The 25546-nt window shown below is 65.3% G+C and carries 26 protein-coding genes and 3 tRNA genes; 19 read left to right on the top strand and 10 right to left on the bottom strand.

Features of this window, described 5'->3' with window-relative positions; translation table 11 throughout:
* Complete coding sequence (locus ACZYZ4_RS10295; protein ID WP_463860522.1) at positions 1-1029, top strand: GNAT family N-acetyltransferase; 1029 nt, start codon at positions 1-3, stop codon at positions 1027-1029.
* A gap of 82 nt (positions 1030-1111) precedes the next feature.
* Here ACZYZ4_RS10295 and ACZYZ4_RS10290 read toward each other — a convergent pair whose 3' ends face one another.
* Entirely contained in the window at positions 1112-1912 is an 801-nt protein-coding gene (locus tag ACZYZ4_RS10290) for a DUF1295 domain-containing protein (protein WP_463860521.1), read from the bottom strand.
* Positions 1909-2649, bottom strand: a complete 741-nt coding sequence (locus ACZYZ4_RS10285; protein ID WP_463860520.1) for an alpha/beta hydrolase — start codon at positions 2647-2649, stop codon at positions 1909-1911. Before ACZYZ4_RS10285 ends, ACZYZ4_RS10290 begins: the two co-directional genes overlap by 4 nt.
* A gap of 80 nt (positions 2650-2729) precedes the next feature.
* Here ACZYZ4_RS10285 and ACZYZ4_RS10280 point away from each other — a divergent pair, with 80 nt between their 5' ends.
* From ACZYZ4_RS10280 to ACZYZ4_RS10255, 6 genes are all read left to right on the top strand, one after another.
* Positions 2730-4199, top strand: coding sequence for a YibE/F family protein (locus ACZYZ4_RS10280; protein ID WP_463860518.1), 1470 nt, complete (start codon positions 2730-2732; stop codon positions 4197-4199).
* 83 nt (positions 4200-4282) lie between these two features.
* On the top strand, positions 4283-5461 hold the full coding sequence (gene dusB, locus ACZYZ4_RS10275; protein ID WP_463860516.1) for a tRNA dihydrouridine synthase DusB: 1179 nt from the start codon (positions 4283-4285) through the stop codon (positions 5459-5461).
* The gene (locus tag ACZYZ4_RS10270) at positions 5445-6743 is read left to right on the top strand and encodes a deoxyguanosinetriphosphate triphosphohydrolase (RefSeq protein ID WP_463860514.1); all 1299 of its coding nucleotides are present in this window, start codon (positions 5445-5447) and stop codon (positions 6741-6743) included. Before dusB ends, ACZYZ4_RS10270 begins: the two co-directional genes overlap by 17 nt.
* Positions 6744-6795: 52 nt before the next feature.
* A complete protein-coding gene (gene dnaG, locus ACZYZ4_RS10265) occupies positions 6796-8715 on the top strand; it encodes a DNA primase (RefSeq protein ID WP_463860512.1) in 1920 nt (639 codons plus the stop codon).
* A 54-nt stretch (positions 8716-8769) separates the two neighbouring features.
* Positions 8770-8842 (top strand) — tRNA-Asn (locus ACZYZ4_RS10260).
* Positions 8843-8967: 125 nt separating this feature from the next.
* Positions 8968-9040: transfer RNA gene (locus ACZYZ4_RS10255), tRNA-Asn, on the top strand.
* A 51-nt stretch (positions 9041-9091) separates the two neighbouring features.
* Here ACZYZ4_RS10255 and ACZYZ4_RS10250 read toward each other — a convergent pair.
* The 3 genes from ACZYZ4_RS10250 to ACZYZ4_RS10240 form a co-directional block, all read right to left on the bottom strand.
* Positions 9092-9499 carry a hypothetical protein gene (locus ACZYZ4_RS10250; protein WP_463860510.1) on the bottom strand — a complete coding sequence of 136 codons (408 nt, stop codon included), beginning with the start codon at positions 9497-9499 and terminating at the stop codon, positions 9092-9094.
* 88 nt (positions 9500-9587) lie between these two features.
* Positions 9588-9767 (bottom strand): hypothetical protein, encoded by a 180-nt coding sequence (locus ACZYZ4_RS10245; protein ID WP_099093422.1) that lies wholly within the window; start codon positions 9765-9767, stop codon positions 9588-9590.
* A gap of 26 nt (positions 9768-9793) precedes the next feature.
* Positions 9794-11047 carry a multidrug effflux MFS transporter gene (locus ACZYZ4_RS10240; protein WP_463860508.1) on the bottom strand — a complete coding sequence of 418 codons (1254 nt, stop codon included), beginning with the start codon at positions 11045-11047 and terminating at the stop codon, positions 9794-9796.
* A 161-nt stretch (positions 11048-11208) separates the two neighbouring features.
* On the opposite strand from ACZYZ4_RS10240, the gene ACZYZ4_RS10235 reads away from it, so the two are divergent.
* From ACZYZ4_RS10235 to ACZYZ4_RS10210, 6 genes are all read left to right on the top strand, one after another.
* Complete coding sequence (locus ACZYZ4_RS10235; RefSeq protein ID WP_463860506.1) at positions 11209-12063, top strand: phage holin family protein; 855 nt, start codon at positions 11209-11211, stop codon at positions 12061-12063.
* Positions 12064-12108: 45 nt separating this feature from the next.
* Positions 12109-12732, top strand: a complete 624-nt coding sequence (locus ACZYZ4_RS10230) for a CDP-alcohol phosphatidyltransferase family protein (RefSeq protein ID WP_463860504.1) — start codon at positions 12109-12111, stop codon at positions 12730-12732.
* Complete coding sequence (locus ACZYZ4_RS10225; protein ID WP_463860502.1) at positions 12732-13640, top strand: DMT family transporter; 909 nt, start codon at positions 12732-12734, stop codon at positions 13638-13640. The genes ACZYZ4_RS10230 and ACZYZ4_RS10225 overlap by 1 nt, the downstream gene beginning before the upstream one ends.
* A 126-nt stretch (positions 13641-13766) precedes the next feature.
* Positions 13767-14963 (top strand): glycosyltransferase, encoded by a 1197-nt coding sequence (locus ACZYZ4_RS10220; RefSeq protein ID WP_463860500.1) that lies wholly within the window; start codon positions 13767-13769, stop codon positions 14961-14963.
* A 141-nt stretch (positions 14964-15104) separates the two neighbouring features.
* Positions 15105-15178, top strand: a tRNA-Ile gene (locus ACZYZ4_RS10215).
* Positions 15179-15354: 176 nt separating this feature from the next.
* Complete coding sequence (locus tag ACZYZ4_RS10210; RefSeq protein WP_463860498.1) at positions 15355-16545, top strand: acyl-CoA dehydrogenase family protein; 1191 nt, start codon at positions 15355-15357, stop codon at positions 16543-16545.
* Between the two features lie 32 nt (positions 16546-16577).
* Here the strand turns inward: ACZYZ4_RS10210 and ACZYZ4_RS10205 are convergent, their stop codons facing one another.
* Positions 16578-17102, bottom strand: coding sequence for a M23 family metallopeptidase (locus ACZYZ4_RS10205; RefSeq protein WP_463860496.1), 525 nt, complete (start codon positions 17100-17102; stop codon positions 16578-16580).
* Positions 17103-17506: 404 nt separating this feature from the next.
* Between ACZYZ4_RS10205 and rpsB the strand changes: the two genes are divergently transcribed.
* The 6 genes from rpsB to ACZYZ4_RS10175 all read left to right on the top strand — a co-directional run bounded on the left by rpsB (position 17507) and on the right by ACZYZ4_RS10175 (position 22525).
* The gene (rpsB, locus tag ACZYZ4_RS10200) at positions 17507-18409 is read left to right on the top strand and encodes a 30S ribosomal protein S2 (protein ID WP_056348267.1); all 903 of its coding nucleotides are present in this window, start codon (positions 17507-17509) and stop codon (positions 18407-18409) included.
* Positions 18410-18538: 129 nt separating this feature from the next.
* Positions 18539-19375 (top strand): translation elongation factor Ts, encoded by an 837-nt coding sequence (tsf, locus tag ACZYZ4_RS10195; RefSeq protein ID WP_185263065.1) that lies wholly within the window; start codon positions 18539-18541, stop codon positions 19373-19375.
* 127 nt (positions 19376-19502) lie between these two features.
* On the top strand, positions 19503-20240 hold the full coding sequence (gene pyrH, locus ACZYZ4_RS10190) for a UMP kinase (RefSeq protein WP_193340142.1): 738 nt from the start codon (positions 19503-19505) through the stop codon (positions 20238-20240).
* Positions 20241-20365: 125 nt separating this feature from the next.
* Positions 20366-20923 (top strand): ribosome recycling factor, encoded by a 558-nt coding sequence (gene frr, locus ACZYZ4_RS10185; protein ID WP_160669523.1) that lies wholly within the window; start codon positions 20366-20368, stop codon positions 20921-20923.
* Complete coding sequence (locus ACZYZ4_RS10180) at positions 20923-21846, top strand: phosphatidate cytidylyltransferase (protein WP_463860493.1); 924 nt, start codon at positions 20923-20925, stop codon at positions 21844-21846. The genes frr and ACZYZ4_RS10180 overlap by 1 nt, the downstream gene beginning before the upstream one ends.
* A 94-nt stretch (positions 21847-21940) precedes the next feature.
* Positions 21941-22525, top strand: a complete 585-nt coding sequence (locus ACZYZ4_RS10175) for a DivIVA domain-containing protein (RefSeq protein ID WP_463860491.1) — start codon at positions 21941-21943, stop codon at positions 22523-22525.
* Between the two features lie 19 nt (positions 22526-22544).
* On the opposite strand, the gene ACZYZ4_RS10170 is transcribed toward ACZYZ4_RS10175, so the two are convergent.
* From ACZYZ4_RS10170 to ACZYZ4_RS10155, 4 genes are all read right to left on the bottom strand, one after another.
* Positions 22545-22784 (bottom strand): hypothetical protein, encoded by a 240-nt coding sequence (locus ACZYZ4_RS10170; protein WP_463860489.1) that lies wholly within the window; start codon positions 22782-22784, stop codon positions 22545-22547.
* A 188-nt stretch (positions 22785-22972) separates the two neighbouring features.
* Positions 22973-24439, bottom strand: a complete 1467-nt coding sequence (locus tag ACZYZ4_RS10165) for a sodium/solute symporter (RefSeq protein ID WP_463860487.1) — start codon at positions 24437-24439, stop codon at positions 22973-22975.
* 7 nt (positions 24440-24446) lie between these two features.
* Entirely contained in the window at positions 24447-24797 is a 351-nt protein-coding gene (locus ACZYZ4_RS10160; RefSeq protein WP_463860486.1) for a DUF485 domain-containing protein, read from the bottom strand.
* Positions 24794-25516 (bottom strand): LytR/AlgR family response regulator transcription factor, encoded by a 723-nt coding sequence (locus ACZYZ4_RS10155; RefSeq protein WP_463860484.1) that lies wholly within the window; start codon positions 25514-25516, stop codon positions 24794-24796. The genes ACZYZ4_RS10160 and ACZYZ4_RS10155 overlap by 4 nt, the downstream gene beginning before the upstream one ends.
* Between the last annotated feature and the right edge of the window lie 30 nt (positions 25517-25546).

Here is a 25546-nt window from a genome sequence, read left to right as displayed (position 1 = left end):
ATGGCCATCGAATACCGCGAATGGCGTGAGGGCGATGACCTGACGCTGCTGGAAATCTGGGGCGGCCCGGAGACCGAACAGGCCCGGCAGTTCCGCGGTGCCCTGACCGTCTCCTCGGCCGGCACGGACGGCACCCTGTGGCGGCGCTGCATCGTGGCCGAGGACGTCATTGACGGCGTCGGCATTCCGGTGGCAGCGGGCGTGGTCTACGAGGCCTCGCTGCATCCGGAGCGGCAGTGGACCTACATCGAGGTGGCGCGCGATCACCGCCGCGCCGGCATCGGTGCCACGCTCCTGACCATGCTGCGCCGCGAAGCCGAGCAGGCGCCGTCGGGCGTTACCAGGCTCCGCGCGAAGGTGCAGCCGGGCACTCCCGGCGCCGCGTTCGCCGAGGCGTTCGGGCTCGCGCCCATCCAGCGTTCCCGGCTGGTGGTGGTGGAGCCGGGCGCCCTGAAGCTGCCCGTGTTCCCCGCGAAGAACGACGGCGGCGGGCCGGCCAACGATGAAAACGCCGGTTCCGACATCGTGATGGACCTCGCCACCGGCTCCGTCGAGCTGACCGACGTCGTGGGGCGGTACTACACGTCCATCCACGGCTGGGATTCGCCGGGCGTGCTGTCGGTGGGGCAGGTGCAGAAGCTGTTCCTGGATGATCTCACCGGCGCCCACGGTGCGCTTGTGCTGCGTGCAGAGCCCGGATCCGCCTTTGGCGCCGGGGTTTCCCCCAGCAAGAAGGGCCGGATCCGCGCGTTTGCAGTGAGCTATGCGGAGGCAGCACAGGACCCGACGGCGGACGCGTCGGCCCAGGGCGCGAAGGCCACGGATGTTTTTGTGGGCCACGAACCCGCTCTGGAGGCCGACGACGCCGCGGCCGCGGTCCGTGACCTGCTCTCGCTCCTCGCGTACCAGCACCCGGTCATGCTGGAACTGGACGATTCGATGACAGCGCTGCGCGCCGCCGTCGAGCCTCTGCTGGAATCCGGCACAGCGCGCCAGGCCGGCGCCGACACGCTGGTTGTCTCGGACTGACACCTCATCCCCAATTAGGTGTAGCTAAGTGTCGTTTTGGACCCCCAATACGACACTTAGCGCCACCCAGTTTTGGGGGAGGTCACTGGCGTTTGGGCGGCCACGGGATGAAGCCGCTGGTTGCTTCAACATATTCGCGGTAGCCGGGCCGCCCGGACATCGCCTTTTCCGTCAGGGGCTTCCCGGTCTTCCCGGCCAGCGTCCACACCATCAGTGCCGGTGACAGGATGGTCAGGACGCCCGGCCAGGAGTCTGCGGCGATAAGGAATAGCCCCGTCCAGATAGCCGCGTCGCCGAAATAGTTGGGATGCCGGGTGTACCGCCACAAACCCGTATCGAGCACCGTGCCGCGGCGGGACGGATCCTTCTTGAACCGGGCCAGTTGCCAGTCGCCCACGGTCTCAAACACAAAGCCCGTGACCCACAGCAGGATGCCGAGCACGGCCACCCATCCCACAGCGCCGGTGGCGAACATCCCCACCTGCAGCGTCAGGGACACAAAGAACATGACCACGCCCTGCGGCAGGTAGACACGGCGGAGCGCATAGGCGTTCCTGGATCCGGGCGCCGGGTCCAGCAGGAGTTTGTAGCGCGGGTCTTCGTGTCCGTCGCGCGCCCGCCAGCCAATATGGACTCCGAGCCGCAATCCCCATATGGCCGTCAGGAGAAGCAACAAGACCCGGCGGGTGTCATCGCCCGATCCGGCTGACAGGAACCAGGCCACCGCGGCCACCGCGACGAAGCCTGGGCCCCAGGCGACGTCCATCACCGAGTGCCGGCCCTGCCGGACGGCCACACCAAACGTCAGCGCCAGGACCGCCACGACGGCCAGTGCTGTCCAGGGGAGCGACGCCGCGAACGCCGGCCAGGGAAACGGGCTCACAGGGTCATCTCAGCGGAAGACCCGGGCACCAGCTCAGCCAGCGTGCGCGAGGCCTGGTGCGTGAACCCGGATCGCTCGGCGAAAGCCTTCATAACGAATCCTGTGGCCAACGCGTGCCACAGCCGGCCGCGGCGGAACATAAAATGCCCGGCACCGCGCAGCGAAACATACTGCATGGACGCTGCCGCACCAGTGGCGCGGCGCGCGAACGTCACGGACTGGGACGGGCTGGTCATGTGGTCTCGCGTGCCGTGGACAATCAGGACCTTGCGTCCGGTGAGCGGTGTGGCGCGCGTCTCCGGGCTGAGCCAAGGGGCCAGTGCCACCACGGCGTCCACCTGCGGATCGTCCGCGGCACTCACTGCGGTGAGGCCGCCCATGGAGTGCCCCACCAGATACACGGGAACTCCAGGGTGCTGCGCACTGATTTGTTGGAGCGCCCAGCGGGCATCCTGAAGCGCGGACCTGTCCGGCCCATTCCAGCCACGCACGCTGTTCCGCAGGGACCACACCGCCAGCCCGTGGTCCTTCCCGGCGCGGTGTAGGTGGCGGGCGAACGTGACCATGCGCAGCGGGCTCAGATGGCGGGCCTCCACGGGCTCATAGCTGTGGGCCTTGCCCCCGTGCAGGACCAGTGCCACGCCCCGCGTTGTTCCGGAGGCCGCCAGCACAGTGAGCGCCGCCTCCCGCCTCGCTGCAGGTTCGTTGGTGTGGAATTCAGTCCTGCGGTCCGTCACGCGTGGTTCCTCCCGGTTGCTGCCATTTACCAACCCTAAGGCGCCGGACGTAGAGTTCAAGGTATGAGGTTCAACTGCTGATGGGCTCCGGCCACACCCACGTTTCAACAGATCATTCGGAGCCGACGGCCCAGGCGATTGCTGCCCGGCGGAAGGCGAACCGCATTTTGGCCGCCGTGCTGGTGCCGCTGACGCTCCTGACCCTGGCGGGCATGGCCATGCTGTGGCCGTCCGGGTCCAAGGACGGGATCTCCCTCGCCAGCCCCTATTCGGCCGCGCCCGGCGTCACGTTCGATACCGGCAAGATCCAGAGCGTCGTCGAAGAAAGCTGCGTGCAGGGCTCCACAGCCGCCGGCCAATCCCCAGACACCAGCGGCCAGCCCGCCCCCGCCGGCTCCGAGTGCATGTTTGCCTTTACGGAACCGGACCAGGGCGGCAGCCCCGTCAAAGTAGTGATCAATCCGGATGTGGCACAATCACACGGCGTCAAGCCGGGCGACCAAATCAGGTACCTGAACCTTTCCAACGCCCAGGGCGCCGCGGCGTCGCAGGGGTCCCCGGCGTACATCTTCGTTGACTTCGTCCGGACCCTGCCCATCGTGATGCTGGCGCTCCTCTACGCCCTGGTGGTCATCGCGGTGGCGCGCTGGCGTGGACTCCGGGCACTCCTGGGCCTGGTGGGCGCGTATTTCGTCCTTGCAAGCTTTATGCTGCCCGGGCTGGTGGAGGGAAAACCTCCGCTGCTGCTGGCGCTGGTGGGGTCAACGGTGATCATGATCGGCGTCCTGTATTTTGCGCACGGCTTCTCCGCGCGTACGTCCACGGCGCTGCTGGGCACCATGTTCGGCCTGGCCATCACGGCGCTGCTGGCGGCCTGGGCCACCGACGCCGCCAACCTGGCCGGGGTGGGCAGCCATGACGCCACCACCCTCATCAATACCTCGGCCAACATCTCCATTTCCGGGGTGATACTGTGCGGCCTGATCATCTCGGGGCTCGGTGTCCTGAACGACGTCACCATCACGCAGTCGTCCGCCGTCTGGGAACTCTACGAGTTGGCTCCCGGCACCAGCGCCCGCAAGCTCTTCACCTCCGCCATGCGGATCGGCCGAGACCACATCGCCTCCACGGTCTACACCATCGCGTTCGCCTACGCCGGCGCAGCCCTGCCCATCCTGATCATTGTGATGCTGTACAACCGGCCGCTGGGGGACACCCTGACCAGCGCGGAGCTTTCCGAGGAAGTCATCCGCACGCTCGTCGGCTCCATTGGCCTGGTCCTCGCCATCCCGGTGACCACCCTGATCGCCGTGCTGGTGGTCAAGGCCACCGGCGTCCGGGCGCCGGGGCAGCCGGTCATCGGCGTCCCGGACGAAGAAGATCGCCGCCGCCCCGACGGTACCTCGGGTGGCGCCTCCGTCAACGCGGACGACGTCGGCGATACCGGCGCGCTCGCAGCGGCCGCCTTTGAGCGGCGGTCGCGGCAGTCCACGGAACATTCCGCCGATCCCGCCACCACGCGGAGGGGGCGCCGGGCAGACCGCGGCTGAACGGCGGCTGGCCGCCCGGCGCTTCCAGACAGTTCCAAAAGGGCGTGGCCCGCCGATTTGCCCGTCTTTGCGACAATGGACAAGTGACTGTTACCGCAACGCCTCCCGCCCCCAAGCTGGAACTCCCGCCCCTGAAGCTGGGCTCCATCACGGTGGACACCCCCGTGATCCTGGCTCCGATGGCAGGCATCACCAACTCTGCCTTTCGTCGTTTGTGCCGTGAATACGGCGGCGGCCTATACGTGGCGGAGATGGTCACCTCGCGTGCCCTCGTTGAACGCACACCCGAATCACTGCGCATCATCTCGCACGATGACGACGAAAAAGTCCGCTCCGTCCAGCTGTACGGTGTGGACCCCGTTACGGTGGGCCAGGCAGTGCGCATGCTTGTCGAAGAGGACCGTGCGGACCACATTGACCTGAACTTCGGCTGCCCCGTTCCCAAAGTGACCCGGCGCGGCGGCGGCTCCGCCCTGCCCTGGAAGATCGACCTCTTCACCTCGATCGTCCAGACCGCTGTCAAGGAAGCGTCCAAGGGCAATGTCCCGCTCACCATCAAGATGCGCAAGGGCATCGACGATGACCACCTGACGTACCTCGACGCCGGCCGGATCGCCCGCGATGCCGGGGTGGCCGCCGTCGCGCTTCACGGCCGCACCGCGGCGCAGTTCTACTCCGGCCAGGCGGACTGGACCGCGATCGCCCGCCTGCGCGAAGCCCTGCCGGACATTCCCGTCCTGGGCAACGGCGATATCTGGTCCGCGGAGGACGCTGTCCGCATGGTCCGGGAAACCGGCGTGGACGGTGTGGTGGTGGGCCGCGGCTGCCAGGGACGCCCGTGGCTGTTCGGTGACCTCATGGCGGCCTTCGAAGGAAGCGACAAACGCTACACACCGGACGTGCGCAAAGTGGCCGACAGCGTCTACCGGCACGCCGAACTGATGGTCGAAACCTTCGACGATGAAGGCAAGGCCCTGCGCGAGATCCGCAAGCACATCGCCTGGTACTTCAAGGGCTACGTGGTGGGCGGCGAACTGCGGACCAGGCTGGCCCTGGTGACCAGCCTCGAAATCCTCCGCGAGACCCTGGACCAGCTGGACCTTGACTCGCCGTACCCCGGGGCGGATGCCGAAGGCCCGCGCGGGAGGGCAGGATCGCCCAAGAAGCCGGCCCTGCCCAAGGACTGGCTGGAATCCCGTGCCTTGAACGCCGCTCAGTCCCAGGACATTTCGGCCGCGGAGGTGGATGTTTCCGGTGGCTGAGACGCGCACTACGGCACAGGCCCTGCCCGGCTACGAGGCCCACGATTCCGCCCGCTGGGTGGAGGAACCGCCCAAAAACAACTACCGTTCCGACTTTGAGCGGGACCGCGCCCGGGTGCTGCACTCCTCGGCCCTGCGCCGCCTCGGCGCGAAAACGCAGGTGGTGGCACCGGATACAGATGACTTCGTCCGTACCCGACTGACCCACAGCCTCGAAGTTGCCCAGGTTGGCCGGGAACTGGGGCGCGCCCTGGGCTGTGACCCTGATGTGGTGGACACCGCCTGCCTGAGCCATGACCTGGGGCACCCGCCGTTCGGCCACAACGGCGAGTCCGCCCTGAACGAGGTGGCACATGCCATCGGCGGCTTCGAAGGCAATGCCCAGACCCTCCGGCTCCTCACCCGGCTGGAGCCCAAGGTCCTGGCGACCGACGGGCGCCCGGCCGGCCTGAACCTCACGAGGGCCAGCCTGGATGCGGCGGCGAAGTACCCCTGGTCCGCGCTGAACGCGCCGGTGATCCACGGCCAGCGCACCAGCAAGTTCGGCGCCTACGAGGACGATCTGCCCATCTTCAACTGGATCAGGGAGGGTGCGCCGGAACGCCGCTCGTGCCTGGAGGCGCAGGTCATGGACCTGGCCGACGACATTTCGTATTCCGTGCACGATGTCGAGGACGCGATCGTGGCCGGGCATTTCCAGCTGCGCTGGATGGACAACCCGGACCACCGAGCCCGTGTGGTGGGCTACGCCAAGCAGTGGTACCTCCCGCACAACGACCCCGCCGCGATCGACGCTGCCCTGGCCCGGTTGGAAGCCACCGACGTCTGGGTCCGCGAGGCCGATGGCAGCCGCAAATCCATGGCCGCCCTGAAGAACATGACCAGCCAGCTGATCGGCCGGTTCTGCCAGAGCGCCCTGGAGACCACCCGCACCGTCTACGGCCCGGAAAACCTCACCCGGTACAGCGCCGAGCTCATGGTCCCGGACGAGACCGTCATGGAGATCGCGGTGATGAAGGGCCTGGCCACCACGTTTGTAATGACCACCGAACACCGCCAGCCTATCTACGAGCGCCAACGCGAGGTGCTGCACGCGCTGGTCACCGCCCTGAACGCCACGGGGGACCGCCACCTGGAGCCGATGTTCGCGGCCGACTGGCGGGACGCGCCCGACGACGGCGCACGGCTCAGGGTAGTCATCGACCAGGTGGCGTCGCTGACAGACGGTTCGGCGCTGGCAATGTACGAGCGGCTCGTGGGGAGCCTGCCGTCGCTGTGGTGACAAACGCCGTACGACGCGAATGGCGACCGTGCCCCCGGGCTAGGATGGCTCTGTGGCTGGCCTGATCAAACGTGAAGACATAGACGAAGTACGCCAGCGCACGGACATCAAGGAAGTGGTTGACGGCTACGTCACGCTCAAGGGTGCCGGGCTGGGAACCTACAAGGGCTTGTGCCCCTTCCACGACGAGCGGTCACCGTCGTTCACCGTGCGCCCCCAGGTGGGCAGGTACCACTGCTTCGGGTGCGGCGAAGACGGGGACGTTATCGCCTTCGTGCAGAAACAGGACCACACCTCATTCCATGAGGCAGTGGAAAAGCTGGCCGCCCGCATCGGGTACGAACTGCGCTACGAAGACGGCGGCACCGGCCCCAGCCGTGAGGAAGTGGGCAAGCGCCAGCGCCTCCTGGACGCCCACAAAATCGCCGATGAGTTCTTCCGCGCCCAACTGCTGACGCCCGGCGCCGCCGAAGGCCGGAACTTCCTGTTCGGCCGCGGCTTTGACCGCGCCGCCTCGGAGCAGTTCGGGGTGGGCTACGCGCCGCAGGGCTGGGACGCGCTCCTGAAGCACCTCCGCGGCCGTGGCTTCACGGACCAGGAGCTCAAGCTGACCGGGATGTTCTCCGAAGGCAACCGGGGCATCTACGACCGGTTCCGTGGCAGGCTCATCTGGCCCATCCGCGACATCGCCGGCGACACCATCGGCTTCGGCGCTCGCAAGCTGTATGAGGACGACCAGGGCCCCAAATACCTCAACACGCCCGAAACCACGCTGTACAAGAAGTCCCAGGTGCTTTACGGGATCGACCTCGCCAAGCGCAGTATCGCCAAAGACCGCCAGCTCGTGGTGGTGGAGGGATACACGGACGTGATGGCCTGCCACCTCGCGGGAATCCCGACGGCGGTGGCCACCTGTGGCACGGCGTTCGGCACCGAGCACATTAAGATCGCCCGCCGCTTGCTGTCCGACGACGGCACCGGGGGAGAGGTCATCTTCACCTTTGACGGTGATGCCGCCGGGCAGAAGGCGGCACTGCGTGCCTTCGAGGAAGACCAGCGCTTTACCGCCCAGACCTATGTTGCCGTGGAGCCTACCGGCGCCGACCCCTGCGACCTGCGGCAAAGCAGGGGCGACGCCGCCGTGCACGCCCTAGTGCAGTCACGGCGGCCCTTGTTCGAATTTGCCATCCGCACCACACTGAAGCAGTTCAATCTGGACACCGTGGAAGGGCGTGTGCAGGGCCTGAAGGCCTCGGTGCCAGTAGTGGCCGCCATTCGCGACGCTTCCACGCGAATGGGCTACTGCCAAGCACTCACGGGCTGGTTGGGCATGCCGGACCCGAATGAAGTCCTGCGCATGGTCAGCGCCGCGGTAAAGCGGGGTGACCAGGGACGGCTGACTGCCACGGGCGGTGCCCACACGTCGGTGTTCACGCCGCAGGCGGGCGGACCCGGCGTGGCTGCCGGGCCGACGTCGGGCGCTGTTCCTTCCTACCAGCGGCCCGACCCCCGGGACCCCGTGGCCTCCATGGAGCGGCAGGCGCTGGAGGTGGCGCTGCAGGAGTCCGCCCTCCTGGGCGGCGGCATCTGGGAGCGCTTCGCGGCCGCACGCTTCGTCACCCCGGCGTTCCAGGCTGTCCACGACGCCATGCGCGCCTCAGGTCCCGGACTGATCGGCGAGCCCCTGCGCTGGGTGGAGCAGGTGATGCACGAAGTCCCGGAACCTCTGCGTCCGCTGGTGTCCGAACTTGCCGTGGTACCGCTGCCCGCGAGCACCGCCGAAGCCGTCCAAAAGTACTGCAAGGACATTCTGTCGCGGCTGTTCGAGCTCCAGATCACGCGGGTGAAGGCGGACAAGATGGGCCAGCTGCAGCGGCTGGATCCGGCAGCGGATCCTGAGGCGTTCCAGCGGCTCAACCGGGAACTGATGATGCTCGAAATGGAACGCCGGGCGCTGCGCTCGGACGCCTGAAACGCGCCGATTTCACTCCCTGCGGGGATTTTGCTAGGCTGGTAGCCGCTTCATTCCTCCTTAGCTCAATTGGCAGAGCATTCGACTGTTAATCGAAGGGTTGCTGGTTCAAGTCCAGCAGGAGGAGCGCACAATCCCCGTTCCGGGTCTCCGGAACGGGGATTTTTTTATACCCGGGGAGGGTATTTGGGGCTGCGCTGCTGCCGATTTCCCATTCCCGGGAAACCTTTGCTAAGGTCATACCTGCTTCATTCCTCCTTAGCTCAATTGGCAGAGCATTCGACTGTTAATCGAAGGGTTGCTGGTTCAAGTCCAGCAGGAGGAGCAAACAACAAAAGATCCCCGTCCTCTCTGTGAGGGCGGGGATCTTTTGCTTTCAGACAAAGTCCATTTCCACCTGCAGGAAGCGCTCAGCTTCGGCAATGGCCGCGTGGAAGGCGTCCTGCTCAGTGGGGTACTTGCGGGGCTCGCGCGGATGCCACTCATGGGGTGCTGAGTGCACCCGCGCGAAGCCGGAGCCCGGCGGTGCGTAGAAGATGCCGAAACGCTGCACGGGCCACTCAGGCGAGGTCTCCGGGGCCACCAGGAGGGCGGCGTTGAAGGCGGCGTTGAACCACTGCGCGATGGGCCGCCGTCGGTCGTCCGTGAAGAGTCCGGCAGCATAGAGGGCCGCGGACTGCTGGCCGGTTTGGGCACACAGACGGTCCCACCACATGGGCAATATGACTGAGTCGCAACGTTGCCATGTGGCCGGAAGCGGCGCGGAGAACTGCCAGCTGGGCACGGGTTTATTTTATCGTGGGAATGCTCCCGGGCGGCAGGGGTGGGCTCCCTCCTCAGCTAGGCCGGGAATTGGCGCCAGGTCCCTGCAGCTAGGGGCGGTTCCAGGGGCCCGGGTTGACCCGGTACAGCAGGGCAGCGCCTGCCAGCGCACCGAGGATGATGCCAATGGCGCCACTGCCGAACACGCGCCCAAGAAAGTAACCGGCGACGGCGCCCAGCACCGCCCCGAGGAACAGTCCCCGGGGGTTGCGGTGCGGCTTGCGCTTCATGCGTTTCATCAATGGATCGATTGCATTCAGTGGATCGACGGCACGGTACGCGGCCTGACGACCAGCCAGAGGCCCGCTATCGCCAGCAGTATGCACGCGGCCTGCACGGCGCCCATGGGGGTGGAGCTGGTGATGCCCAGCCACCCCACCACCGGTGAAACCAGGCCGGCCATCAGGAAGGTCGCGGCACCCAGGAGGGACGCGGCCGTCCCGGCCTGTGCGCCGTGGCTGCTCAAAGCAAGCACCTGCACGCAGGGAAACGTAAAGCCTGCGCCCATGATGTAGAACCACAGCGGAACCATCACGCCCCAGAGCCCCAGTCCAGCCTGGTCCAAGACCACGATCAGCAGGGCCATAAGGAACATCCAGGCTGTGGAACAGGCAAGGATCCACTGCGGCGGGACAGTGCGGATGAGCCTGGAGCTGATCTGGACGCCGGCCACAATGCCCAGGGAATTGATGCCGAACAGCAGGCCGTATTCCTGCGGCGAGAACCCGAAGATGTCCTGGAACAGGAACGGCGACGCGGACAGGTAGGTGAAGAGGCCGGCGAAGTTCATGCCGCCCACCACCAGCAGGCCCACGAAGATCCGGTCCGTGAAGAGAACCTTGTAGCGCTGGCCGGCGGTCATGCCGGTCAGGCCACGCTTCTCCGGTGGCAAAGTTTCGCGGACCAGGAAGAGGGCCGCGATGATGACCAGGGTGCCGTAGCCGGCCAGGAACACGAAGATACCCGGCCAGGGCATCACTAGGAGCAGCTGCGATCCGATCACCGGGGCCAGGATCGGCGCCAGTCCGTTCACCAGGGCCATGCGCGAGAACATCCGGACCATGGCATAGCCGGAGAACAAGTCCCGCACCATTGCCATGGCCACCACGCCGCCGCCTGCAGCCCCCACACCCATGAGGACGCGGAAGAGGCCCAGCGTGGAGATGTCGGTGGACAGGGCTGCTCCCACGGAGGAGGCGATGTGCAGGGCGGTGGCCAGGATCAGCGGGAGCCGCCGGCCGAACTTGTCGCTGAACGGGCCCACCACCAGCTGGCCGAGCGCAAAGCCCACGGTGGTGCCGGCCAGGGTCAGCTGGACCTGGGCTTCGGTGACCCCCAGGCTCGCTTCCAGCGCCGGGAAGGCAGGCAGGTACAGGTCGATCGTGAAGGGACCCAACGCCGTGAGGGCACCGAGGAGGAGGATGTACAACAGTTTCCGGCGGCGGGTCAGCGAATCGCCCGGATTCGAGTGAATGGTCACGGAGATCAATCCTAGGCCCGGAAGTTCCATCTTTCCGGGGGTTCCAGGCGCGCCGTGCGGCCAACCCGGAAGTTTGCCCTGAACCTGAATGATAGTTTTGGGGGGCGGGACCGTGCTGCCGCGGGCTCCCACAGCACACGGAAGCCAAATCGACCAGGCAGCAGACTACGCAACAAGTTAGGCGGGAACCGATGAGCGGACGTCACACCGGGCGCACCAGCCAGGGACTGCGGATCACCGCGCTGCCCAGGACGCTGAAACTACTTTTTCGCCTGGCCCCTCGCCAACTCAGCGACGAAATCGCCTTCGCGAAGATCGAGCTCAAGCGCAAGGGCATCCAGGTAGGCGTCGCCGCCGCCTTCTTCGCCGTTGCGCTTGTTTTTGTGGCATTCCTGGTGGTTGGCCTGATCGTGGCCGCCATTATGGGCCTGGCCACCATCATGCCGGCGTGGCTGGCCGCGCTGCTCGTCTGCGCCCTGTTCCTGGTCATCGCCCTCATCGGTGCCCTGATCGGCCTCCGCAAATTCAAGCAGGCCATGCCCCTGCTGCCTGCAGAGACCATCCGCGGGATCAAACACGATCTCGGCGTCGCCAAGGAAGGCTCTGACTTCAACTCCGCGCTGCTCGATCCGGCCAGCCCGGAGGCCAAGGCCGCCAAGACGGCCAAGGACGAAGCTGCCGCGAAGGCCAAGGCCGAGAAGGAAGCCAAAGCCGCGGCGCACAAGCAGGAATTCCCGCGCGCGTCCGAGCCTGAGCTTCACCGCCGTCTGGAACAGCGCCGTCGCCATCTGGCCCAGGTCCGCGACGAACTCGATACAGAGCTCGACATCAAGCCGCAGGCCATGTTCCTGCTGGGCGCTGCCAAGGAAAAACTAGGGGAGGGCAAAGCCGCCGTTGAACACGGCGCGGCCGCGGCCACCCAAAAGTTCGCTTCCTTCTCCGGATCCACGGACGGCGCCGGCCTCCGCTGGAAGCCGCTTGCCGCCCTGGCAGCCTCAGCAACGATCTTCGTGGTGCTCCTGCGCAGGCTGCTGCGGAAGCCCTAGCAACACAACACGTCACACTGGGCTCTAAGGAAAGGGGGGGACGGATTGAGGTTCATCGGCGCTGGCGCGCGACCCGGCCGCCCCCAGACTGACCACGACCGCGTGTTCACCATCCCCAACGCCCTGACAGTGCTGCGCTTTATGGGCGTGCCGCTTTTTGTCTGGCTAGTCCTGGCCCAGAAGGAGTATGGGATCGCCGTTGTGGTTCTGGTGGTCATGGCGGGAACCGACTGGATCGATGGCTACGTGGCCCGCCGCTTCGACCAGGCGTCCAAGCTGGGCCGGGTCATGGATCCGCTGGCTGACCGGCTGGCCCTGATCGCGGTGGCAATCACCCTGGTGATTGCCGGCGTCGTCCATTGGCTGTACCTGGCCGCACTCCTGGTGCCTGACGCTGTGCTCCTGGTGCTGACCCTCTCCTACTTCCGAGGCCATCCGGACCTGCCGGTGAGCCGTGTGGGCAAAGTCCGCACCGGACTCCTGCTTCTGGGCACACCCCTGCTGGTCCTGTCGCGACTGGACACCCCGTTTGCCGGGCCGCTGTACATCGCGGCATGGATCGTGCTGGGACTTGGGCTCGCCGGTCACTGGATTGCCGCGTACAACTATTTCTGGGCCATTCTGCGGAAGGGCCGTCAACAGTCCCATCACGACGGCGGCAGCGCCTGATGGTGTGGGTGGCGGTTCTGCTGGCGGTGCTCGGGGCATTCTTCCTTGCCTTGGGAGCGCAGAGGCAGGGGAGTGCCGTCAAAGCCGACACCGGTGGGCTGGCGCTGAGTTCAAACGGCTTCCTCCGCCTGCTCCGCAACCCGCGGTGGGTGCTGGGACTTCTTCTGCTGTGCGTCGGGATGGGAATGAACGCGGTGGCACTGGTCTCCGCGCCGCTGACAGTGGTGCAGCCGATCGGCGCCATTGCGCTGGTCATTACCACCGTGGTGAACGCCCGTGACCAGGACATCACCATCAACCGGGCCACCATGGTGTCCATCGCGGCCTGCGTGACCGGCTCCGCACTCTTTGTCCTCCTCGCCGTCAACGTGACGCAGGAGAACCACCATGTGAGCCAGGAGGACGAACTCACCATTGTGCTGCTGCTGGTATTGGCGGTCGGCGTGTTCGGTACCCTGGCGGTCATGTTCCGGCACCGGATGAGCGCGTTTGTCTACATCCTTGGCGCCGGCGTTCTGTTCGGCTTTGTCGCGGTATTGACACGCATCATCGGCAAGCACCTGCTGGATCCGAACGGGCTGGCACTGCTCAATGTCCAGTGGTATTCGGTGGTGGCCATCGCGGCGGCCGGCGGCCTGGGTTCCTGGTTTGTACAGAGCGCCTACTCGGGCGGCCCGCCGGACCTGGTCATCGCCGGGCTGACGGTCATCGACCCGATCGTGGGCATTGCCATCGGCATCGTGATCCTGGGCGAGCTGCGCCCTGACGTCCACGCCGTGATGGCGATTGCCATGGCTACGGCTGCTTCGCTTGCTATCGTGGGGGTGATCGCCCTTTCCAGGCACCATCCCGAGGTCACCAAGCGCAGGAAAGATGCGCGGAAGGCGGCGGGCAGGGCGTCCCACTAGCTTGTTTACCCAACTAGCGCACTTTCATTGCCAGCCGATTCTAAGAGGCCCCGGGCTACCGTGCCGGCGGCCAACCGGTGCTGCCAGCGACAGCTGCCCGTACCGTGACCTTCAGGAGCTCCTCACGTGACAACGCCCTCTGACCAGCCTCCCCTGACCATCCTGATTGCCGCGGATACGTATCCGCCCCACATCAATGGGGCCGCCCAGTTCAGCTACCGTCTAGCCAACGGTATGACCGGACGCGGCCACCACGTGCATGTGCTGGCCTGCCGTGCAGACAACGGCGCGAGCTTCACCGAGTTCCGCTCCGAGGCCACCGTGCACCGGCTCCGATCCCACGGGGTCTTCACCCACGAATACTTCCGCATCTGCTTCCCCTGGGAGATCAAGAAGGAGATCAGCCTCCTCTTCGACCGGGTGAAGCCTGACGTGGTGCACATCCAGAGCCATTACATGATTGGCGAGCACGTCCTGTACGAAGCTGTGAAGCGGGGCATCAGGATTGTGGCCACCAACCACTTCATGCCGGAAAACCTGAACCCGTTCCTGCCGTTCCCGCAGTGGTTCAAGGACATCATCGGCAAGATCTCCTGGAAGGACATGGGCAAGGTCATGGGCCAGGCTGACGTCGTCACCACGCCCACACCCCTGGCCGCCAAGGCCATGCACCAGCACGCCTTCCTGCGCAAGGTACTGCCGCTCTCCAACGGCATTGACGCCGCCGCCTATGAACTGGAGCCCGGCGAAGTGATTGAGCCGCACGCCCATCCAACAGTGGTGTTCGTGGGGCGCCTGGCCGAGGAAAAGCACGTGGATGTGCTGATAAATGCTGTGTCCAAGACGCCTGCGGAACTCAACGTCCACCTGGAAATTGTGGGCGGCGGCGAAGTCCGCTCCGCTCTTGAAGCGCAGGCGGAACGGCTCGGACTGGGGGAGCGGGTGAAATTCCTGGGACTGGCCAGCGACGAAGACCTCCGGGAGGCCTACATCAAGGCGGACCTGTTCTGCATGCCGGGGACCGCTGAGCTTCAGTCCCTGGTGACTCTTGAAGCCATGTCTGCCTCCACGCCCGTCCTGTTGGCGGATGCCATGGCCCTGCCGCACCTGGTGCGCGACGGCGAGAACGGCTACTTGTTCACGCCCAACGACAGCGATGACCTCGCAGCCAAGATCACGCGGATCCTCCAGTTGCCAGCCGAGGAACGGGCAGCAATGTGCCAGGCCAGCCGGCGGATGGTGGAGCCGCACAGCATCGAGGGCACGCTGCAGACCTTCGAGGACCTCTACCGGGGTGCAAGCTACGACGACAAAGCGGTCTGACGGCGGTATCACAGTGGCACGCTCCAGCCTGGCCCGGGCGTGGCGTCCTGACTGCGTGGTCTTGATGCCCGCCACTGTTTGCTAGAGTGTTTTTGCCCTGTTGAAGCCGAAGTCCTCCGCGGACCACGCCGGCAGGGGCAGGGGGCTATAGCTCAGCTGGTTAGAGCGCGGGACTCATAATCCTAAGGTCCTCGGTTCAAGTCCGAGTAGCCCTACCCAAGCAATAGACCACCGTGAAACCGCGGCTGACGAAAGATCGTCGGCCGCGGTTTCTTTCGTTTTCCCGCAATCTACGGTAAGTTACTGACCAGTAACTTACCGCTGCCGCTGAGTCCCGGCCTGTTCTGCCATGGCTGGCCCGTCCGCGCTGCTGATCTTTGCGAGGGAACCAATGTCCAAAGCCTCTGTTGACATCAACAACCTTCCGTACGCCGACGGCGACTTCTTCGCCTTCGAGCAGCTTCTCACCGGCAAGGAGCAGGACCGGCTGGCCGAGATCCGGGGTTTCCTTGCCCGCGAAGTCCGGCCGATTGCCGTCGATTGCTGGAACCGCGGCGAGTTCCCCATGGAGCTCATTCCCAAGCTGGCCGAAATCGACCTGGTGAGCCCCGTGCGGCGCCAGGGCTACTCGAACCTTTTTGCCGGCCTGGTCCATGCCGAGGCCACGCGCGCCGATACCTCCATATCCACATTCCTGGGCGTCCACGACGGACTCTTCACCGGCTCCATCGAGGCGCTTGCCTCGCAGGAGCAGCAGGAAGCCTGGCTCCCGGATATCTATTCTCTGAAGAAGATCGGCGCTTTCGGGCTAACCGAACCATTGGGCGGTTCGGACGTCGCCGGCGGCACGCGCACCACGGCACGGCGCGACGGCGATACCTGGATCCTCAACGGCGCCAAGCGCTGGATCGGCAACGCCACATTCTCGGATTGGGTGGTCATCTACGCCCGGGACCTCGCCGACAACCAGGTCAAGGGCTTCCTCGTGGATACGGCCCTGCCCGGCTTCAGCGCCACCAAGATTGAAAACAAGATCTCCCTCCGGACCGTCCAGAACGCAGACATCGTCCTGGAGAACGTGGTGGTTCCGGACTTCTTCAAGCTGGCGGGCGCCAACAGCTTCCGCGACACCAACAAGGTCTTGAAAGTTACGCGGCTGTCCGTCGGCTGGCAGGCAGTCGGCCAGCAGCTGGCAGCGTTTGACGTGGCCCGCCGCTACGCCGTGGAACGCCACCAGTTCGGCCGTCCGCTGGCGTCGTTCCAGCTCGTCCAAAGCCAGCTGGTGCAGATCCTGGGGAATGCCGTCAGCTCGATGGGCATGATGGTCCGGCTTTCCCAGCTCGAGGATGCCGGCCAGGCCAAGGACGAACAGTCCGCCCTGGCCAAGGCATTCACCACCGCCCGGATGCGCGAGAGCGTGGCGATCGGCCGCAGCCTCCTCGGCGGCAACGGCATCGTGACGGACTTCGAGATGGCCAAGATCTTTGCAGACGCCGAAGCCATCTACTCGTATGAGGGAACCCACGAGATCAACACCCTCGTGACCGGCCGCGCCATCACCGGGATCTCTGCCATCGTCTAGTGGCGTCGGCCTTAGGCGGCACTCGTCAGCCGTCAGTGGTCAGCGTCAACCTTCAGCGGTCGGCCATCGTCCAGCCTCAGGGGCAACAGGATGGATGGACGGAGGTCCGTGACGAATTCCAGCGGATTGACGTAGGCGTCCCCCCGCCTGACGCCCCAATGGACGCACGCAATGGCGCCGCAGTGCCCGGGTTGCAGCGTTCCGATCGTTTCGCCCTTCGCCACCACGGTTCCGGCCGTGAGTGGGCTTTCGACCGGCTCAAAACTGCTGCGGAGACCGCCCCCGTGATCGATGGTGACCACGGGGCGGTCCACCACCACTCCCACAAAACTGACGGTGCCGGACTCCGGTGAGGTGACCGTGACGCCGTCGTGCGTCGCTTCAAGGTCCACGCCGCGGTGCCCGCTCATCCACGGCTTGTCCGGCGGGTCGAAGGCGCGCAGCACCGCCGGACTGGGGGAGAGCGGCCACTCCCAGGAGGCGCGCGGCGCTGTGTCCGCCGGAGCCGCCGCCCCCGGGAGCAGAAGCACGGCGGCGAGGACAAGTATTGCTTTCATAAACCCAGCTTTACGCGCCGGATTCCTCATGGGGAGTGCCCACTTTGGCCATGTGGAAAACGCCCGCCGAAGGCCCCGGGTTTGTCCTGCGGATATTGGCTCCTGTAGTACACTTGATGGAGCAGTTTGCTGTGCCCTCAACGCTTGCGTCAGCACGCCTCATTCAGGAATGCGGGGGAGCAGCAGCTGACTACGCGTATCCAGCCCTCCAATTCTGAAGCCCCGGCTTTGTATGAGGAGGATTGTGTCTCTTGCGGTCAGGGCCTCGCGGTCCTGATGAGAGTCGCAATGGATGCCAGGAGCACGGCCCGTCTTGGGCCACGCTAAATAACCGTCAACTATTGGCAGGGTAAGAGAGCCTGAAAAGGTTCTCTCATGAATGACCTGCCGGAAGGAGCGCCGGCATGCCCGTCGTAACTATGCGCCAGCTGCTTGACAGCGGCGTCCACTTTGGACACCAGACCCGCCGTTGGAACCCGAAGATGAAGCGATTCATCTTCACGGAGCGCAACGGCATCTACATCATTGACCTTCAGCAGTCGCTGTCCTACATCGACCGCGCCTACGAGTTCGTAAAGGCCACCGTTGCACACGGCGGCACCGTACTCTTCGTCGGCACCAAGAAGCAGGCTCAGGAATCCATCGCTGAGCAGGCTACCCGCGTTGGACAGCCTTACGTGAACCAGCGCTGGCTCGGCGGTATGCTGACCAACTTCCAGACCGTTTCCAAGCGCATCCAGCGCATGAAGGAACTGGAAGAGATCGACTTCGACGACGTCGCCGGTTCCGCGTACACCAAGAAGGAACTGCTGCTCCTTCGCCGTGAACTCACCAAGCTGGAAACCAACCTCGGCGGTATCCGCAACCTGACCAAGGCGCCTTCCGTGCTCTGGATCGTGGACACCAAGAAGGAACACCTGGCCGTTGACGAAGCCAAGAAGCTGAACATCCCGGTGGTGGCCATCCTGGACACCAACTGCGATCCTGACGAAGTCGACTTCCCGATCCCGGGCAACGACGACGCCATCCGCTCCGTGAACCTGCTGACCCGCGTTGTCGCCGACGCAGTTGCTGAGGGCCTCATCGCCCGCCACAACCGCGCCACGGGCACCACGGAAGCTCCGGAAGAGCCGCTGGCTGAGTGGGAGCGCGAACTCCTCGAAGGCAGCAAGACTGAAGAAGCCCCTGCCGCTGAAGCTGCTCCGGCTGCTGAAGAAGCTGCCGCTCCGGCAGCCGAAGAAGCTGCTCCGGTTGCCGAGGAAGCTCCGGCTGCTGCCGAAGCTCCCGCCGCTGACGCTGACAAGTAAAACAAACAAATCCGGATTCTCCGGCGCTGCCCGCAGCGCCGGAGCACCTGACAGGATGGCGGCTCACCCGGTGAGCCGCTGTCCTGTCGGTCCGTACACCACATACATTTTCTAGACAGAGGGGTTCCCATGGCGAACTACACTGCCGCCGATATCAAGGCTCTGCGCGAGCGCACCGGCGCCGGCATGATGGATGTCAAGAAGGCTCTTGACGAAGCCAACGGTGACGCCGAAAAGGCCATCGAGATCATCCGCATCAAGGGCCTCAAGGGCGCTACCAAGCGCGAAGGCCGCTCCACCGCTGAAGGCCTGGTGGCCGCCAAGGTCAGCAACGGCGTCGGCGTCATGATCGAGGTCAACTGCGAGACCGACTTCGTCGCCAAGGCTGACAAGTTCATCCAGCTGGCCGACAAGGTCCTGGCCGTGGCTGTGGAGTCCGGCGCTGCCGACCTCGACACCCTCCTGGCCATCGAGGTTGACGGCAAGCCGCTGTCCGAGGTTGTCGTCGAAGAGGGCGCAATCCTCGGCGAAAAGGTTGTTGTCCGCAAGCTCTCCCGCATTGTGGGCGGCACTGTCGACGCCTACCTGCACAAGACGTCAAAGGATCTCCCGGCCCAGGTCGGCGTCCTGTTCGCTGTTGACGGTGAAGGCGAAGCCGCTGCCACCGCCGCACACGACATTGCAGTGCACATCGCAGCGATGTCCCCGAACTACCTGACCCGTGAAGACGTTCCGTCCGACCTGGTCGAGTCCGAGCGTCGCATCGCCGAAGAGACCGCCAAGGCTGAAGGCAAGCCCGAGGCTGCAATGACCAAGATTGTGGAAGGCCGCGTAACGGGCTTCTACAAGGGTGAGGTTCTGGTTGACCAGGCTTTTGCCAAGGACGCCAAGAAGTCTGTGGCGCAGGTCCTCGAAGAGGCTGGCGTCAAGGGCACGTCCTTCGCACGTTTCCGCGTCGGCTCCTAGCCGAATCCGCAAGGGGGTGGCCACTTCGGTGGCCGCCCCTTTTGCATGCACCGGCTAAACGTCCGATGAGACCTTTGGCCACCCGGCACGATAACCTTTTTCAGAGTTCACCAACGGGAAGGCACCCATGGAAGCCGTCAATTCTTCAAGCCAGCCAGAGAAAAGCAGGCGCCGCGTCCTCCTGAAGTTGTCCGGCGAGGTCTTCGGCGGCGGCAAGCTGGGCGTTGATCCCGACACCGTTCGAGACGTCGCCAAGCAGATCGCCGCCGCAGTTCCGGACGTCGAGGTCGCAATCGTCGTCGGCGGAGGCAACTTCTTCCGCGGCGCCGAACTGTCCCAGAGCGGCATGGACCGCTCGCGCGCCGACTACATGGGCATGCTCGGAACCGTCATGAACTGCCTGGCGCTGCAGGACTTCCTGGAGCAGGCCGGCGTGGAAACCCGCGTGCAGAGCGCCATCACCATGGGCCAGGTCGCCGAGGCGTACATTCCCCGCCGGGCCATCCGCCACATGGAAAAGGGCCGCGTGGTCATCTTCGGCGCCGGTGCCGGCCTGCCTTACTTCTCCACGGACACCGTGGCCGCCCAGCGCGCCCTGGAAGTCCACGCGGACGTCGTCCTGATGGCCAAGAGCGGCGTGGACGCCGTCTACACCGCGGATCCGAAGAAGGACCCCACTGCCGAGAAGCTGGACACCCTGAGCTACGACGACGCCCTGCGCCGCGACATCAGGGTCATGGACCAGACCGCCATGACAATGTGCAAGGACAACAACCTGTCCATGGTGGTTTTCGGGATGGAAGGCGAAGGGAACGTCACGCGCGCCATCCTGGGCGAAAAGCTCGGTACCCTGGTGACCCCGTAGCTGCAGCTAGGATGATCTGAGCACCGTTCCATGCCCGCGGCCGGGCAGGAATGGAACCAGGAACACTGAACCAAGATTGTGCAGGGAGCCGGTATCCGGACTGCACTGATTTCTGAGGAGAGACCGTGATCGAAGAAACCTTGCTCGAAGCCGAAGAGAAGATGGACAAGGCAGTAGAGGTAGCCAAGGAAGACTTCGCCTCGATCCGCACCGGACGGGCAAACCCGGGCCTTTACAACAAGGTCCTGGTGGACTACTACGGTTCGCCCACCCCGCTGCAGCAGCTCGCTTCCTTCGCCATTCCGGACGCGCGCACCATCCTCATCACGCCGTTCGACAAAACCGCACTGCGGGACATCGAGCGGGCCCTGAGCGACTCCGAGGTGGGCGCCAACCCTTCAAATGACGGCAACGTCATCAGGATCACCATTCCGGACCTGACCCAGGAACGCCGCAAGGAATACGTCAAGATCGTCAAGACTAAGGGCGAGGACGCGAAGATCTCCATCCGCAACATCCGGCGGAAGGCCAAGGAAACGCTGGACAAGCTCGTCAAGGACGGCGAAGCCGGCGAGGACGAAGGCAGCCGCGCCGAAAAGGAACTGGATGCCCTGACCAAATCGCATGTGGACGGCATCGACGAGCTGCTCAAGCGCAAGGAAACTGAGCTGCTCGAAGTCTGATGAGCCAGGCAGAGCAAGCCCCCGCACCAAGGGCGCGCACCAGGGGGAAGCAGTTGCGGAGCAATCCGACGCCCAAGGCCGGCCGGAATCTTCCGGCAGCCATTGTGGTGGGTCTGGCCATGCTGATCGGCGTGCTGGGCGGGCTGGTCCTCCTCCCGCTCGGATTCGTCGCTGTTACCACCGGGTTCGCGGTCTTTGGAGTCTGGGAAATCTTCCGCGCCCTGGAGGCGAACGGGACCAGGATGCCCATCGTCCCGATCATGGTGGGTACAGTCGCGATGCCGTTTGCCGCTTATTTTGGCGGTCTTGAGAGTCTTCTGTTCGCCATGCTCCTGAGTTGCGTGGCAGTTTTCCTCTGGCGTTCGGTGGAGAACCCCGCAGGATCAGCGAACAGCATCTTTGCCGGCGTGTTCACCCTGGGGTGGGTGCCGTTCTTCATCAGCTTCGCTGCCCTGCCGCTGCACGCCGTCGGAGTCGCCACTCCGATGGGTCTCTGGCCGGGCGGGACCGTACCGCCCGGGGCCTGGCAGGTGGCCGTTATGCTCCTGCTGGTGGTCTCGAACGACACCTTCGGCTACCTCGTGGGCGCGTCGCTGGGCAAACACCCCATGGCCCCGAAGATCAGCCCCAAGAAATCATGGGAAGGCTTCGCTGGCAGCATTGCTGGGGCCATGCTGATCGGAATCCTTGCCAGTATTTTCCTGCTGAACAAACCCTGGTGGGTGGGTGTGATCCTCGCCGTGGGCGTTGTCGCAGCGTCCACCGCAGGAGACCTGGCCGAGTCGATGGTTAAGCGTGAACTAGGGATCAAGGATATGAGCAGCATCCTGCCCGGACATGGGGGCGTCATGGACCGCCTGGACTCCATCGTCTTCGCCTGTCCCGTGGCATTTGTGCTGTTCGCACTGGTTGCGGGCGTCTGACACGACCTTAACGGCCCCCCTCCGCCGGAGCACCGGCAGCGCCAATAGACTGGTGCGTAACCTGACCCAGCTGAAGAGCAACAAAGGAACAACAGTGGCATTGGACTTTCAACGGAAAATTCCCGCGTCGTTTGAGCGCGTGCGGGGCAACGAATTCGGGTACAACGCCAAGCAGGTGGACCAGTTCCTCCAGCGGGCCAGGGTGGCACTCGAGACGCCGAAGGCCGCCATCCACGCCGTCACCAGCGCCGACGTCCGGAGCGTCTCCTTTGACCCGGTCAAGGGCGGCTACGCCGCCGCGGTCGTCGACGCAGCACTGGACCGGCTCGAAGACGCCTTCGCCCGCCGCGAACGGGACGAACTGATCGCTGCCAAGGGCGAGGATGCCTGGCTGCGGGAGATCGGCAGCCTCTCCGGGATCCTCCGGGGCCGCCTGCACCGGCCCGACGGTGAGCGCTTCCGGCGCCCGTCCAAAAAGAAGGCCCGCAGTTACAACATCCTGGACGTGGACAATCTTTGCTACGACCTGATCGGCTACCTCGAAGAGGACAAGCCGCTCAGCGTGGACAACGTCCGCCGTGTGGTCTTCCGCCCCGCCGTGGGCATGGACGGCTACGAGGAGGCCCAGGTTGATGCCTTCCTGGACCGCGTGGTTGAACTCATGGCGGCCATCGACTGACGCCATTGGCTGACTCGCGTCAGTCCCCGCCCGGTGGTGTGGGGGAGAGCGGAGCGAACGTCTGGTCCATGCCGGGCTCGTCGTCGTGCCGGCCGGCCAGCACGTACTTGGCAATGCCGGGATCCAGGTCCACGTACGCTGCCCTCAGCCGGTTCATGGCCAACACGTACATCTGGTCCTCCAGGGCCACGTTCCGGACGCGGACCTGTGTCAGGAGGCCGATCAGCAGGTTGGTGGACAGAACGATCATCGCCAGCATGGCAAAAAGGTGGCAGAGAACCTGGTGGCCTGGCCCACGAGCGCAAGGCTCACCAGGCTGGCGGAGGTGAACATCAGGAACATACTGATGCGGGTCAGCACTTCCCCTTGCGTGGTGCCGCGGGATGCAAGCAGACTCCAATGCTTGGTGGCGAGCAACTGCGCCCGGACCGCTCGTGCGGTGCAGGCTCAGCGTTCGGTGGCCAAGGGCCGTTCTGGTGTGTGCAGCCGGGTCATCACCCGCGCCATGGTCCGCGGAATCCGATGTTTTGTCGCCCGGGATACGATCACTGTCACGGCGAAGGCGGCGGGAACGGTCCACGCCGCCGGCTGGGCCAGCCAGAACGGCGTGCCGGTGGCGCCCAGGACGGTTCCCCACACCATGGCACCACCGCAGAGGACGCCGCCGGTCACCATGCCGGCGATGGCGCCGGCGTCGGTGAGCCCGCGCCACCAGATGCCCAGCAGGAGCACCGGGCACACGGTGGAGGCGGTAAACGCGAACACCAGTCCCACACTGCCGGCCAGCGCCAGGGAATCAGTCGTCACGGCAAATCCCAGCGGGACCACAGCGGAGATGACGGCGGCGAGCCGGAATCCCCGCACACCGCCGCCCAGCACGTCCTGGCTGATCACGCCGGCCAGCGAGACCACCAGGCCGGAGGTGGTGGACAGGAACGCGGCAAAGGCTCCGGCCACCACCAACGCTGAGAGCAGGTCGCCGGCAGTTCCACCGATCAGCTGCCCCGGCAGCAGGAGGACCACCGCGTCCGCCTGCCCTGACCGGGCGAGTTCGGGCGCGAACATCCGCCCCACCAGCCCGTAGGCGGTGGGAAACAGGTAAAACACCGAGAGTAGCCCGAGCACGATTAGGGTGGTCCGCCGTGCCGAGTGTCCGTCCGGGTTCGTGTAGAAGCGGACCAGGACGTGGGGGAGTCCCAGCGTGCCGAACAGCAGCGCCACGAGCAGCGAGATGTTCTGGTACGGCCCGGCCGGGGCCAGTCCGGTGGGATTCACGACGGCGGGGTCCACTGCGGCACTCCCGTCACCGGCGAGCGTGAACACGATGAACAGGACCGGCACGGCAAGGGCGGTGAGCTTCAGCCAGAACTGGAAGGCCTGGACAAAGGTAATGGAGCGCATGCCGCCGGCAACAACGGTGAGGGACACCACAACCACCACGGCCGCGGAACCCACCCAGGCCGGCAGCCCCGTGGTGATCCGGATGGTCAACGCCGCACCGTGGAGTTGCGGCACAATGTACAACCAGCCCACCACAACCACCATCACGCTGGTCACGCGGCGGACTGACCGCGAATCCAGCCTGGCCTCGGTGAAGTCCGGGATCGTGTAGGCACCGGACCGGCGCAGCGGTGCGGCCACAAACAGCAGCAGCATCAGGTAGCCGGCGGTGTAGCCCACGGGAAACCACAGCGCGTCGGTACCGGACAGCAGAATCAGCCCGGCGACGCCTAGGAAACTCGCTGCCGAGAGGTACTCTCCGCCGATGGCCGAGGCGTTCCACCACGGCCTGACGGTCCGGGAAGCCACATAGAAATCGCCGGTGGTCCGGGAAATCCGCAGACCGTAGAACCCAATGGCAGCTGTTGCCAGCGAAACAACTACAAGAGCCATCACACCCACTGCGGGATTCATCAGGTCATCACTTGTCCCCGGCCAGGTCCCGGTAGCGGGCCTCGTTCCGTGCGGCGGCCCGGATAAAAAGCCAGGCGCTGAGGCCGATCACGGGATAGATGCCGGCACCCAGCAGGATCCAGTCGCACGGGACACCCGCAATCCGGGTCTCGGCCAAGCCCGGCACGGCTGCCAGCAGCAACGGGAACGCACACAGGATCAGCATGAATCCGATGGCCACCACCAGGGCCAGCCGCAGCTGGGAACGGATCAGGGACCGGACGAAGACCTGTCCCACCTCTGATTCTTCCGCCGCCTCGCGCGACTCCCCGGCCGGCCGGGGTGCCGAGCGCGGAGCGGTGACGCGGACCCGGGTCATGCTTGCGGCCGGATGCGGGTGGCTTCCAGCTTTTCCCTGACCAGGGGAAGGTGGCGGCGGCTGATGGGAAGGCCCGCGCCGGCCACCGAAACGCTGGGCTTGTCCGCCGCCAGCTTCATGGACTGCACATGCTTTAGCGCCACGAGGTAGGACCGGTGCGTCCGGATAAACCCGGCCTCCGCCCACTGCTGCTCCAGATCCGCCAGCGGCACCCGGATGAGGTAGCTGGCATCCGCGGTGTGCAGCCGGGCGTAGTCTCCCTGCGCCTGGACGTATGTGACGTCGTCGCGCCTGATCATCCTGGTGGTGCCGCCCTGGTCAACGGTGATCATCTCAGGAGCGGCGCCGCCGCCCTCGCGCAACAGCTCGCTGATCCGGCCTACCGACCGGGCGAGCCGCTCGGCCCGGACGGGCTTCAGCAGGTAGTCCACGGCGGCCAGTTCGAAAGCTTCCAGGGCGCAGTCCTCGTCCGCGGTAACAAACACCACCGCCGGAGGTTTGCTGCTGAGCGTGATGGCGCGTGCCACCTCAAGGCCGGACACGGCGGGCATGTGAATATCCAGGAAGACGGCGTCAATCGTTTCGGTGTTCAAGGCCCGCAATGCCTCGGCGCCGGAAGTCGCCCGGTGGATGACCCCGATCCGGTCATCCTTGCCCAGCAGATAGGCCAGTTCCTCCACGGCGGGTAGCTCGTCGTCGGCGACGAGGACATTAATCATGGTCTTACATTAGCTGCCAGGGACTGCCGG

Source organism: Pseudarthrobacter adonitolis (genome assembly GCF_055412845.1).
This window is presented reverse-complemented; position numbering and strand designations above follow the sequence as displayed.